This is a genomic window from Pseudolactococcus raffinolactis NBRC 100932 (genome assembly GCF_001591765.1).
Lineage (GTDB): Bacteria > Bacillota > Bacilli > Lactobacillales > Streptococcaceae > Pseudolactococcus > Pseudolactococcus raffinolactis.
The window spans coordinates 84803-96298 of record NZ_BCVN01000004.1 but is presented as its reverse complement, the minus strand read 5'-3'; the positions used below and the strand labels follow the sequence as shown (position 1 = coordinate 96298).

Below are 11496 nucleotides of genomic sequence, written 5' to 3'. Positions count from 1 at the left end.
ACCTAACAGCTTAGGTTTTTTGATGGTTGGTCAGAAGCCTTAATTTTTGATATAATAAAACTAATGTTGATAATTGATGAAAAAATAATTGAATTAGATGACTTGGCAGATCAGGTGGCAGCTGCTTTCATGTCCTTAGCTGTTGTTACTGATTTTAAGGCCCGAAAGTTAGCCTTTGAATCAGATGCTGAGCTACAGCAAAAATTACAGACCTTAGAGGAAAATAGAGCCTATATCACCTATCGGCCCGAAATTCGTGTTTTGCAGCAGGAAATCTTGATGACTGACACCATTTACCAGCTTAAAATCGCGGAAAATGATGTGCAGTCGGTGCTTTCGGAGTTAGCTAAGGCCATTTCGGGTGTGATTTCCGACGCGATTGTTGTCGATGAAAATGTTCCCCTAAAGAAAGGAGGTCACCATGGCAAACATCATCACTGAACTTGAAAAAACGGCAATTCCGTCACTTGATATTGTGGGTCGGACGGCGATTTATGTTTTTTATAGTAGTTATAAATATGTGCGCCAGTTGAGCCGATTTGGCGATTTGGGTTACAGTAGTAAAAAAGCACGCTATGCACTCCTATATGTGGACACGGCAACATTAGAGACTGTTGTACCAAAGTTGATGGATTTGCATTTTGTTAAAGCTGTTAAGGTATCAGAATTTGATCACCTGGACATGGATTTCTCAAGTGCTTTCCAAGAAACTATTCAAGAAGCTAAAAACCAAGAAGCAAAAAAAGCAGTTGAACTTTAAAGTTCAACTGCTTTTTGATCTAAATAAGTAAAGATTTGACTTTGAGGAAAGTCATCGATTTTGATGGCGTCATCTTTTAAATAAATGAATGTTACTGGTAGTGTTTTCGTTCCTTCCAAGTGGAAATTACGCTGGCTGCGAATCAAACTTGCTCGAGCAAAGGGAAAATGTTTAACAAAGTCAGAGACATTAAAGTTGAGTTTGTGGAGGATGCTAATAAGGACTTGATTATTATAGTCAAGCGGTGTTTTACCCACCATTTCATCTTGAAGTGCTAGTAGAAAACGGCGACCTGTATGACGGCCTGCAAAACTGACAGTCATAAAATCTAAGGTAGCCTTATAAACCCGATCAAGGACGGCGTTATATGTTGTTGCATCTTTGGTCAGTTGGTAAGCTTCTCGAATATCTTTCACAGCTGTAGGTGTTACGACTGGATTTAGGAACCAGTCGTGTACTTCGGTATCAAAATAGCTGAAGTCATCATTAAAAAGCGTAAAGTAGTGTTGGATTTCACTAGTCATGATCATACCTGAATTTCTTAATAGTCTGTCATCTGAAAAAGAATAAAATTCCAATAAATTGTTTAAGCTAGTTTTTCGATAAGAAGGATGAACTTGTCTTAATCATTGATATAGCGTGTCAAAGCGATGGAAATAAAAAGTTTTTTCGATGTGTTCTTTACTATTATTTTACCAAAATAATGAAAAAAACTAAAGCGATTAGGTATAGAAAAGAATAGTGAGAACGTTTACCACCTTGTTATTAAAAGTTTTAAGGGTGAAAATATAGCATGAAGGTGTTATTTAAAAAATTAAGGCATTTTTCCGATAGATTCTAGGAATCTGACCACTTTGCTACGCGCATAACGGTATTCAATCTGATTATCTTTTAGGAAATAATTGAAGTTCTTTTCACCGCTACGTGCATCAGCTACCTCTAATTCTAGTTCATAGTCCAATCTACCAGAATACTCATTTTTATCCAGTGCCATGAGGCCAATAGAGGTTTCGTATTCTCGACGCGTTGTCGTCAAGGAGCCAAGGACACGAACAGCAGAAAGATCAATTGCATAGCCTTTTAAAAGTTCAAGGATATTTTGAATATTGATACAATTTTGTGGAAGTGTTTTCGTCGCCAGAATAGCATTGGCTTCTTCGGAAGTTAAGGCAATGTTATGTTCTAAATTCCCCACCTTTTGTGGGATTTTGAGTGTCATTTCAGCGGCATCATCAAAAGTTCGGATGCGTAAGGATAGCTTATTAGCCCGGAGTTTAAGATCTGGTGTATCAAAGTAATGATTGGTTTGACGAACAGGTGCAACGTGGCTAAACCGTTTACCTAGTTGATCAAATTCAGACAGGCTGAGTAGGGTTTTATATTCAATTTCAAGATTGGTTTGCATAGGAAATCCTCATTTTTATAGTCAAATTTGCTGTTTTTTAAAAAAGCCCTGTTAAATAACGGTTTAGAGCTATTTTAAAATTTGTTAGCTTTTTTGTCAACTCCCGTCACAGTTTGTATCATGTAAAATGGTGCATTGTGCTAGTCGTAAAGATTAAAGCCAGCAAACGATTGCTGACTTTAATCTCAATTTGCATTTAGATGCTCTCAAATACTAGTGTTACCATTAAGCGCCCTCCAAGACTAAGTCCTTTACTGCCACCATTTGCAGAGGTAATTGTGTGTAAACGGTAGCCTTTAGAACACTGTTCATTGATGATAACTTCAAGTTCAGGTAGATTTTTAGAACCTTTTCCGACAAATCGTTCATCCAAGACGACTTCTAAAACAACATAATTAGGGATCATGATTGCCTCCTTTACCGACTTCTTATGTAGATGATATAGCAATGACTTATTTTCACTTATATTTTAGCATAAAATGACAGAAAATAACATATATTAAAATAAAAATAATTAAATATTGATAAAAATTAAGCATTAGTAACTGAGATGTTCGATAGAATAAAGCGATGACAGGCATAGCTTTTTTGAGAATTTAGGTCTACATTAGCCTATCAATTAGCTATGATGTATTAATCTGATGCGATTACAGACATTGGCGCTTGTATTTATTTTATGGTAAAATAAGTAGTAATTATTGATTTTATTGTACTGAAAAAGGAGAGATAGCAAAGTTTTACTGCCGGTGATGCTCAAGGTACTTTGAGGACTAGTTATTCGTGGTATTGGTTAAGAAATAGGCTGTAACGTCTGTTGAGCTGATACGACGAGTCAGAAACACTCGCTTAATACTGCTTGACAAAAAGCGGATAGACCTCAAGCGGTACCCAGTAAAAATGCGCTATCCAGACTATATTATGACAGATAAATTTAATTGGGAAGCTTTTCTTGATCCTTATATTCAAGCGGTCGGGGAGCTGAAAATCAAGCTACGCGGTGCGCGTAAACAATATCAAAAGCAAAATCGCCATTCGCCGATTGAGTTTGTGACAGGTCGTGTAAAACCTGCCGAATCGATCAAAAACAAGGCACGCTTGCGTGGATTTACGCCTGAAAATATCGCAGAAATGCAGGATATTGCCGGTGTGCGCGTGATGGTGCAGTTTGTTGAAGACGTGGAAGAAGTTTTGAACTTACTTCGTCAACGCAAGGATTTTAAAATAGTTCAGGAACGGGATTATATCAATCATCAAAAGGAATCTGGCTATCGCAGTTATCATGTGATTATTGAGTATCCAGTTGAGATGGTTGATGGCAGAAAAAATATCTTGGCAGAAATTCAGATTCGGACCTTGGCTATGAATTTTTGGGCGACGATTGAACATTCGCTCAATTATAAGTATCAGGGTGCTTTTCCTGATGAACTACGGAAACGTTTGGCTGTCACGGCTAAAATTGCCTATGCCTTGGATGAAGAAATGAGCACTATTCGTGAAGAAATTCAAGAAGCTCAACTTTTGTTTAATCCATCACGGCATAAAGTTGATGATGGTGTAGAAAATCGGGATGATTTTGATGAAGAACACAACTGGTAAAAAGATTTGGATTGTTAAAAATACCTATAAGAAAACCCAGGCCATTGTATCAGCTTTAGAAGCGCTGTGCTTAGAGGCTGGTTTTGTTTTCGATGAAGAAAATCCAGAGATCATTATCTCTGTCGGTGGTGATGGCACTTTACTTGCTGCCCTCCATTATTATGAGACACAGTTAGAGACTGTCAGATTTATTGGGGTTCATACGGGGCATTTGGGTTTCTATGCTGATTTTCAAGAGCATGAATTGGAACAGGTTGTTGAAGCAATTCAGAATGAGAAACCTGATGAAGCCTTTAAATATCAGCTCTTGAAGGTGCAAATCCATTTTACAGATGGTCGCATTAAGACACATTTAGCTTTGAACGAGTCCGTTATTAAACGCGCATCGAAAACCTTAGTCGCTGATGTCAAGATTTCAGATTTTCTATTTGAAAAATTCCGTGGGGATGGTCTTTCGGTCTCAACACCGACAGGTTCGACTGCTTATAATAAATCAATCGGGGGAGCAGTCATGCATCCACGTGTGCATGCCTTTCAAGTGACTGAAGTTGCGTCCTTGAATAATCTGGTCTATCGAACACTCGGCGCACCGATGATTATCGCTGAAAAAGATACAGTCACGATTGAACTGGAAAATGCTGATGATTATTTATTAACGGTGGATCAGCTTGAATATTTTTATGATCAAATCGCTTCTGTGACCTATAGTCTTGACGGTGGTGTAATTTCCTTTGTCAATGGTGGTCATACAGGCTTTTGGCACCGCGTCAAAAATTCATTCATCGGTGAGGTCAAATGAGATTCGATTTTATGGCGACGAAAACGCAAGATGATATCTTATTAAAAACCCTGCTCAAGCAACACGGCATTTCGAAAAATTTGCTGGCTAAGATAAAGTTTGATGGTGGTGATTTACTGGTCAACGGTAGTAAACAAAATGCTATTCATCGCGTCTCTGAGGGAGATCAAGTGACGATTTTGATCCCGTCAGAAACAGCTACAGTGACCTTGAAGCAGCAAGAGGTGCCTTTGGCCGTTGTCTATGAAGATGACCATCTGCTCGTGCTAGATAAGCCAGCAGGCATTGCCAGTGTCACTGGGGTGAATTATCCAGATAGCACCATGAGTAATTATGTGGCGGGCTATTTAAAAGCACAAGACTATGAGAATCAAAAAGTCCATGTGGTTACGCGGTTAGACAAAGATACGTCAGGACTCATGCTCTTTGCAAAGCACGGCTATGCCCATAGTTTATTGGATAAGATGTTGCAAAAAAAAAGGGTGACCAAACGGTATTTTGCCCTAGTCCACACATCAGATCAACTCAAACAGTCCGCTGAAATTCAGGTGCCAATTGGTCGTAAAGACGGGTCGATTATTGAACGTGCAGTCGTAGATGCAGAACATCCAACGGCTAAATTTGCGCATACATCTTATGAGATTGTTAAAACTCAGGCGCACTTTACTTTAGTGGATATTCAACTCCATACAGGTCGAACGCACCAGATTAGAGTCCACTTTGCTCATTTAGGAGCTCCTTTATTAGGAGATGACTTATATGGTGGTAAACGCGAGAAAATCTCACGTCAAGCCTTACATTGCCATTTTCTAAGCTTCAAACATCCAATTACAGAGCAGGAAATCATGCTAGAATCTCCTTTGCCACAGGATATGCAGGCGCTTTTAGAAAATGCGTAAAAAATTAAGCTTAAGGGTTTACATGAGTCGCGCTTTACGTTATAATAGCGTTGCAAAGTGATAATGACTTAGATAATCATTGTTAGATGAGGCTCCTATACTGGAAATATGCTACAGCCGCGAAATGTCGAGAGACGCCAAGCAGGTTAAACAGACGTGATCGTCAAGGTCAAGGTCAATGTAGCTAGAATTTTTCTTACGCCGTATAGTGCTAAAGTTCAACGATAGGCCAATGTACAAAGTAAGTAACAGCTGTACATCAACTTATGGTTGGTGTACAGTTTTATTTTTGTCCAATAGTATCACATAATAAATAGGAAAGACTTTGAGCAGACCAAAGTTTGCGAATGACCTCGCTTGGCCGGAGTGCTAGCGGAGGTCAAGGGTTAAGATTTCACAGAAAGTGAAAATCGTAGAAAGGAGTCCTTAAAACCAAATGAATAATGAAGATGTGACAACACAGGATGTTTTCGAAAATTTGCAGGAACTCCTAGACCATAATGCAATTAGAGAATTTCGAGAAGCTTTTCTGGATCACCATATCTACGATCAAACGCAATTTTATCTGGACTTTACAGATGAAGAGCGTTTAGAGCTTTATAGCATCTTATCACCTCAGGAATTGTCAGAGATTTTTGAGAATATTGATTTTGATGCGGTCGATATAAAACCTTATCTCAAAGAAATTTCACCGGAATATCTCTCAGCCATGTTTGATGAGATGTCATCAGATAATGCTGCCGATATCTTAACGAATCTAAACAAACGCGAACGTAGAGCTATCTTCTCACAGATGGCGCCTGAAAATGTGACCGAGATTCGAAACCTCATGCATTATGATGAGGAAACAGCTGGTTCCTTGATGACAACGGAATTCGTCTCTGTTGTCGCCAATCAAACCGTTAGTTCAGCGATGACGGTCATCAAAGCCACAGCCGAAGATGCCGAAACAATTTACTATGTCTACGTGTTGGATAACGACAAACAACTTTTAGGTGTGATTTCTCTGCGTAGCCTTTTGATTTCTCATGATGACACACTGATTTCGGATATCGTGAATGAGCATATCATCAAGGTTGATGTTGATGAGCCACAAGAGCGGGTTGCCCGTTACTTTAGGGACTATGACTTGCTTGCACTACCAGTCGTTAGTCATGATAATATCATGTTAGGGATTGTTACCGTCGATGATATCATCGACGTAATCGATGATGAAGCACAAAGTGATTACTCGGGTCTGGCCGGCGTTAACACCGATAATGTCAACCAAAATCCAATCCAGTCAGCAGCTAAACGGCTGCCTTGGCTTGTTGCCCTCCTCTTTTTGGGAATGGGAACAGCGAGTTTGATTGACCATTTTGACGGTCTGGTGAGTAAAGCCTCTGTTCTGGCAATCTTTATAAGTCTGATTACCGGAACAGCCGGAAATGCTGGGACGCAGTCCCTTGCGGTATCTGTCCGTAGAATTTCACTCAATGATGAAGAAAATCGATCTTTCTTTGGCTTGATTTTGGCTGAAATTGCAACTGGTTTGGTGACCGGTGCAGTGACTGGCTTGACTATTTTTATCGTGGTCAGTCTGTGGAAAGGCAATATGATCCTGGGTCTCGCAGTTGGTGTCGCCATGTTCTGTGCCATTACAGTGGCGAATCTAGCAGGGTCTTTGATCCCAGTTGCTATGGACCGGTTAGGCTTTGACCCTGCTGTTGCTTCTGGCCCATTCATCTCAACCATGTCAGATTTAACCAGTGTCTTTATCTACTTTTCGATTGCTGGTATTTTCATTCATTTCTTCTGACGAAGGCTTCGTGTGGCATTGTTTATCTTTTATGATTGAAATATTTTAAAGAACACTGAGATGAACTTTCTTTCAGTGTTTTTTTATATCGTTAAAACATAATTGATAACAAGCTCTAAAAACAGTATAATTTAAAGGGGGAAATGTTTTTAATTGTTATTTTATTTGCTTTTACACACTGTTGAACTTATAAAGGTAGGGAAAAGATGTCAAAAAAGGTGTTAGAAACACAAGAAATTGGCGCATATTATAAGCAAGTTCGAGAAAAACGAGGCTATACGCTTTCTGATGTTGCAATGTCTAGTAGTTATCTTGATAAATCGCAGTTATCTCGTTTTGAAAGTGGGGAAAATATGCTTTCAGCTGACAGATTTTTAGCAGCGATAAATGGGCTTAATATGACCGCAAGTGAATTTGTTGCTTTGATGTCAATAGAGCCAAGCCAATATTGTGTATTTAATAAAAAGATAAGAGCATATGTCATGGTAGGCGATATAGAGGGCTTAAAAACTTTGATAAAGCCAAACGCTAGATTGAAAATGGAAAAAATCTTCAATATCCTAGCTAAATCAGCCATACTTGATATATCTCAGGAGAATTTGATAACAACTGCTGAGAAAAAATTTCTCGAAAAATATTTATTAAGCATACCGCAATGGACATTTTTCGAAGTCAAAATTTTGGGTAGATGCTTAGAGATTTTAGATGATGACGAAATTTATGATTTAGGACAAGATATGTTAGCAAGCCAGGAATTATCTCAGATCATTGCTTTCAATGGAAAAATTGTAAAAAAAACAGCGATAAATCTCTATGTTTATCTGATTTTTAAAGGCTATTACATACGAGCTGAGCGAATTGAAAAAGAAATTAATAAGCTATTAACAGAATGGGATATCGAGGAAAAAATTTCGCTACATATTTTTAAGAAATTTGCGCAATATAAAAAAGAAAAAAACTCTGAGCTTTTGAAAGAAGTTCAGAGTGATATTGACATGTTGAAAAAATTAGGTGCAACTGGCATGGCTAATCGATTTGCCATGGAGATTGAAAAATATTGCTAATTAATTCGTAATGATCAACTGACTAGAGAAATGTGATACACTAATGAAAATGTAGCATAGTTTTCTCGTTCTTTCTCTTTAAAATATTAGAGCGAAGTTGTGAATTCGCAACACTTGGAACTAAAGTGTTGCAGATTCACAACTTTTTAAATTTAGTGTTTTTGGTATGATAAAATTGATTTTATAAGTTAGTTCGAACGACTTATACTTATATGAGGAACAAGAAAAATTTTTAAAAATAACTAGTTTTTGTTTCGAATCTATTGCAGTAAGTGAGAGCTTATGAGTGGCATTTTATGTAATTAGTAAGAAAAGGAAGGACAAACTATATCAAAAGTCAAGAATAAAGTAAGATTTCAAGCGATACGAATGTTAGGTGTTGGTTGATTGAGTTGCTCTAAATGTTCTTTCAAGGCTTCGAATCTTTGATACGAGTTACGAATTGGAAGTATCAGGTTATAATTTCACCACGTTCTCCCAAGATAGCTAAGTCATGTTTGTTTTTAGCAACGTCAATCCCAACGTAAAGTGTCATAATGATAGTCTCCATATCTCTTTTGATTGTGTAGCTGTTGTTAGACCCACTCGCTTTTTGTCTTGTATTCTTATTCGATATAAAACGTCTGAGCGTTATCAAACTGATTACCAATTTAACAAAAAGCTGTAGTTAGAGTCTTTCCGAAATCGTCTAGGCGATTAGAGGTAAGTACTAATCCACAGTATACATTTCAAGTTTAACACTTGGGCTTTGGCAGTAGCTAACTGTACTAATTGTAAATATAAGAAGGTATTATTCGTTTATGGAAACTCAAAATTTAAAGTATTCTAAGTTTATTTACTTAGCTGTAGCTCTTGTTATGACTTTGGGGGTTTTTCTTTACACAGGAACAGATGTACATGCCGATGATGTTATCTCCAACGATACTCAAGTACAAATAACATTAACAGACATTGAAGAAGAAAATGCTGTTCAATACGATAGCAACTACCTTATTCAATTAAGAAGAGTCATTCTTGGTGGGAATGGTTTAAATTGCGATAAAAATCATTGTTGGGTCAATTGGGGACAGACTGCTACTGCTATTGGTCATAACTTAGTTAATGGCATTGCAGGTGGAATTGGCGGAATAGCTAATCCTGGTGGGTATAGAGGATAAAAGATTATGTACACAAATTTACCAATTGGACCTAAAGATGCTATACTGGCTATTTGTCTTTTCATCATATTGGGGCTCACTGTATTTTGCAAATGGACTTGGTGGGAATGCTGCATTTCTTTATGCGTTGTATGTCTAGCATACTTTGCGGGTAGTATGAAACAGGTTAAAAGGTTGGAATAATATTTAAGGATATCTCTAAAAACTAGCTCTGGTTGATGGTTTGATTATAACTTCTTCTGTCGTACTGTAACGCACTACGGAAGACAGTAGAACGGGAAAATATCATGGAAAAACACCTGTTAGCAAAGCAGTTATTCTGCTAATAATCATTTTGATAACTGTTTTTATATCCAGACATATCAACTATCCATCAGATTTTTGGAAGATTGTATTTTTGATAGTCGTCATATTTATAGAGGCTTATACCGCAGATAAGGTTGTTAATGGCATAAACAAAAAAGAGGATAATCCAATTTCTGCATCCTCTGATTTTAAAGCTCTATCATTATTTGTTGGCAGGGATTTGTTTAGGAGTGGCTTTAATACGAATAGTTGATAAATTAAAAAATTCAGAAATTCTTGTCATCCCAACTACTAAAAAGAAATCAGTTTTATTGAAAGAAAATAAGATCATAAAATGTTACCTGCTTGTTGAAAGTAAGTGATGCGAACAAAAAATCTCCTAGCAATTCAGCCTTGCTAGGAGATTTTTTAGTTTTGATTTGAAATACATCAGTCCTTATTTTTTAGAAATGATTTCGACAACGAATTCAAGTGGACCAGAAGAGTCAGCTGTTGGCGCTTGATTACCATAGGCCATGTCTGCAGGGATTGTCAATTTGTAGATGCCCCCCACTTTTTTGCCAGCCAAACCTTTAGTCCAACCAGGAATAACACCGCTTAATTGAAACTCAATCGGCGCTAAAGGTGCATCTGCAGATTTTTTAGTCGAATCAAAGATCACACCTTTGGCATTCCAACCAGTATAGTTGGCTTTGATCGTGTCTGTTTCAGCGACAACGTCACCATTTCCAGCTTTCAATTCTTCAACTTTTAGCTCTTTCACTTTTGCTGCGTCAAATTTCTTAGCTTTGGCAAGTTTTGTAAAGACTTGCATGCCGTTTTTTGCTTGACTAGTAGCTGCTTCTTTGCTTGGTTTGTTTGCGATGAAGGCAAGTCCGATCGTAATAACTGCAAAAGCAGCCACGATGAGAACAAGCCATAAAGAATTATTTTTAGTTTTCATACTCATCATTCTACCATAATTCAAAAAAAATTTCTAAAGAAAAAGTGATTTAATGGATAAATCAGAAAATCTGTCACAATTTTCAGAAATCATGCTATAATTGAATATATTACAAAATGGAGAGAATATGTCCTATATTATAGAAATTTTACCACAATTATTGGATGGCCTAAAATTAACGGTCCTAGTCTTTGTTTTAACGCTCATCTTGTCAATTCCTTTAGGCATGGTCTTGGCCTTCCTACTGCGGATCCCAGTTGTCAAATGGTTCGTTAATGTCTACGTCTGGATCATGCGTGGCACCCCACTCTTAGTTCAGCTGATCATCATTTTCTACGCCCTCCCAATGGTAGGGCCAACACTCCCGCGTTTCCCCGCAGCCTTGCTGGCCTTTTCATTGAACTATGCCGCATATTTTGCTGAGATCTTCCGTGGCGGGATTAAGGCCGTGCCCAATGGTCAATTGGAAGCAGCAAAGGTGTTGAAATTGAGCAAGTGGCAGACGATTCGATACATTCAAATGCCACAAGTCGTAAAAATTGTTTTACCGTCAGTCTTTAACGAAATCATCACCCTCGTCAAAGATTCTTCCCTGATTTATGTCGTCGGACTTGGTGATTTATTGCGGGCAGGTAAAATTGCCATGAGCCGTGATGTATCGCTTGTACCGATCATGATGGCTGCTTTGATTTATTTGATTTTCATTGGTATCTTGACAGTTCTATCGAAGAAAATTGAACAACGGTTTGATTACTACAAATAGGAGGTC

13 protein-coding genes and 1 riboswitch are annotated in these 11496 nt (G+C 37.9%); of the genes, 9 read left to right on the top strand and 4 right to left on the bottom strand.

The annotated features are described in order from the left end of the window. Positions 1-63: 63 nt before the first annotated feature. The gene (locus LRA01S_RS02900; protein WP_061774140.1) at positions 64-441 is read left to right on the top strand and encodes a hypothetical protein; all 378 of its coding nucleotides are present in this window, start codon (positions 64-66) and stop codon (positions 439-441) included. Then, a complete protein-coding gene (locus LRA01S_RS02895; RefSeq protein WP_061774139.1) occupies positions 422-760 on the top strand; it encodes a DUF2129 domain-containing protein in 339 nt (112 codons plus the stop codon). Before LRA01S_RS02900 ends, LRA01S_RS02895 begins: the two co-directional genes overlap by 20 nt. Here the strand turns inward: LRA01S_RS02895 and LRA01S_RS02890 are convergent. The 3 genes from LRA01S_RS02890 to LRA01S_RS02880 all read right to left on the bottom strand — a co-directional run bounded on the left by LRA01S_RS02890 (position 757) and on the right by LRA01S_RS02880 (position 2571). Continuing rightward, a complete protein-coding gene (locus LRA01S_RS02890) occupies positions 757-1284 on the bottom strand; it encodes a DsbA family protein (protein WP_163604755.1) in 528 nt (175 codons plus the stop codon). The two genes, LRA01S_RS02895 and LRA01S_RS02890, sit on opposite strands and share 4 nt — an antisense overlap. Positions 1285-1574: 290 nt before the next feature. Further along, a complete protein-coding gene (locus LRA01S_RS02885) occupies positions 1575-2165 on the bottom strand; it encodes a CYTH domain-containing protein (protein ID WP_061774137.1) in 591 nt (196 codons plus the stop codon). A 196-nt stretch (positions 2166-2361) separates the two neighbouring features. After that, positions 2362-2571 carry a DUF4177 domain-containing protein gene (locus LRA01S_RS02880; protein WP_239519127.1) on the bottom strand — a complete coding sequence of 70 codons (210 nt, stop codon included), beginning with the start codon at positions 2569-2571 and terminating at the stop codon, positions 2362-2364. 512 nt (positions 2572-3083) lie between these two features. On the opposite strand from LRA01S_RS02880, the gene yjbM reads away from it, so the two are divergent. The 6 genes from yjbM (at position 3084) to LRA01S_RS02850 (ending at position 9478) form a co-directional block, all read left to right on the top strand. Next, entirely contained in the window at positions 3084-3761 is a 678-nt protein-coding gene (yjbM, locus tag LRA01S_RS02875) for a GTP diphosphokinase (protein WP_061774146.1), read from the top strand. After that, the gene (locus LRA01S_RS02870) at positions 3742-4560 is read left to right on the top strand and encodes an NAD kinase (protein WP_061774147.1); all 819 of its coding nucleotides are present in this window, start codon (positions 3742-3744) and stop codon (positions 4558-4560) included. The genes yjbM and LRA01S_RS02870 overlap by 20 nt, the downstream gene beginning before the upstream one ends. Beyond that, positions 4557-5459, top strand: a complete 903-nt coding sequence (locus LRA01S_RS02865) for an RluA family pseudouridine synthase (protein ID WP_061774136.1) — start codon at positions 4557-4559, stop codon at positions 5457-5459. Before LRA01S_RS02870 ends, LRA01S_RS02865 begins: the two co-directional genes overlap by 4 nt. Before the next feature lie 71 nt (positions 5460-5530). Beyond that, a riboswitch (M-box (ykoK) riboswitch) is annotated at positions 5531-5696 on the top strand. A gap of 199 nt (positions 5697-5895) precedes the next feature. Beyond that, positions 5896-7257: a magnesium transporter gene (gene mgtE, locus LRA01S_RS02860; protein WP_061774135.1), complete on the top strand. Its 1362-nt coding sequence runs from the start codon at positions 5896-5898 to the stop codon at positions 7255-7257. Positions 7258-7463: 206 nt separating this feature from the next. Continuing rightward, positions 7464-8321: a helix-turn-helix domain-containing protein gene (locus LRA01S_RS02855; RefSeq protein ID WP_061774134.1), complete on the top strand. Its 858-nt coding sequence runs from the start codon at positions 7464-7466 to the stop codon at positions 8319-8321. Positions 8322-9121: 800 nt separating this feature from the next. After that, the gene (locus LRA01S_RS02850; RefSeq protein WP_096824027.1) at positions 9122-9478 is read left to right on the top strand and encodes a leucocin A/sakacin P family class II bacteriocin; all 357 of its coding nucleotides are present in this window, start codon (positions 9122-9124) and stop codon (positions 9476-9478) included. Positions 9479-10220: 742 nt separating this feature from the next. On the opposite strand, the gene LRA01S_RS02845 is transcribed toward LRA01S_RS02850, so the two are convergent. Further along, positions 10221-10727: an FKBP-type peptidyl-prolyl cis-trans isomerase gene (locus LRA01S_RS02845; protein ID WP_061774133.1), complete on the bottom strand. Its 507-nt coding sequence runs from the start codon at positions 10725-10727 to the stop codon at positions 10221-10223. Positions 10728-10854: 127 nt separating this feature from the next. Between LRA01S_RS02845 and LRA01S_RS02840 the strand changes: the two genes are divergently transcribed. After that, on the top strand, positions 10855-11490 hold the full coding sequence (locus LRA01S_RS02840; RefSeq protein ID WP_061774132.1) for an amino acid ABC transporter permease: 636 nt from the start codon (positions 10855-10857) through the stop codon (positions 11488-11490). Positions 11491-11496 lie beyond the last annotated feature (6 nt).

Coding starts and splice junctions, on each gene's coding strand:
- LRA01S_RS02900 (WP_061774140.1), top strand. CDS start 64: ATGTTGATAATTGATGAAAAAATAATTGAATTAGATGACTTGGCAGAT.
- LRA01S_RS02895 (WP_061774139.1), top strand. CDS start 422: ATGGCAAACATCATCACTGAACTTGAAAAAACGGCAATTCCGTCACTT.
- LRA01S_RS02890 (WP_163604755.1), bottom strand. CDS start 1,284: ATGACTAGTGAAATCCAACACTACTTTACGCTTTTTAATGATGACTTC.
- LRA01S_RS02885 (WP_061774137.1), bottom strand. CDS start 2,165: ATGCAAACCAATCTTGAAATTGAATATAAAACCCTACTCAGCCTGTCT.
- LRA01S_RS02880 (WP_239519127.1), bottom strand. CDS start 2,571: ATGATCCCTAATTATGTTGTTTTAGAAGTCGTCTTGGATGAACGATTT.
- yjbM (WP_061774146.1), top strand. CDS start 3,084: ATGACAGATAAATTTAATTGGGAAGCTTTTCTTGATCCTTATATTCAA.
- LRA01S_RS02870 (WP_061774147.1), top strand. CDS start 3,742: ATGAAGAACACAACTGGTAAAAAGATTTGGATTGTTAAAAATACCTAT.
- LRA01S_RS02865 (WP_061774136.1), top strand. CDS start 4,557: ATGAGATTCGATTTTATGGCGACGAAAACGCAAGATGATATCTTATTA.
- mgtE (WP_061774135.1), top strand. CDS start 5,896: ATGAATAATGAAGATGTGACAACACAGGATGTTTTCGAAAATTTGCAG.
- LRA01S_RS02855 (WP_061774134.1), top strand. CDS start 7,464: ATGTCAAAAAAGGTGTTAGAAACACAAGAAATTGGCGCATATTATAAG.
- LRA01S_RS02850 (WP_096824027.1), top strand. CDS start 9,122: ATGGAAACTCAAAATTTAAAGTATTCTAAGTTTATTTACTTAGCTGTA.
- LRA01S_RS02845 (WP_061774133.1), bottom strand. CDS start 10,727: ATGAAAACTAAAAATAATTCTTTATGGCTTGTTCTCATCGTGGCTGCT.
- LRA01S_RS02840 (WP_061774132.1), top strand. CDS start 10,855: ATGTCCTATATTATAGAAATTTTACCACAATTATTGGATGGCCTAAAA.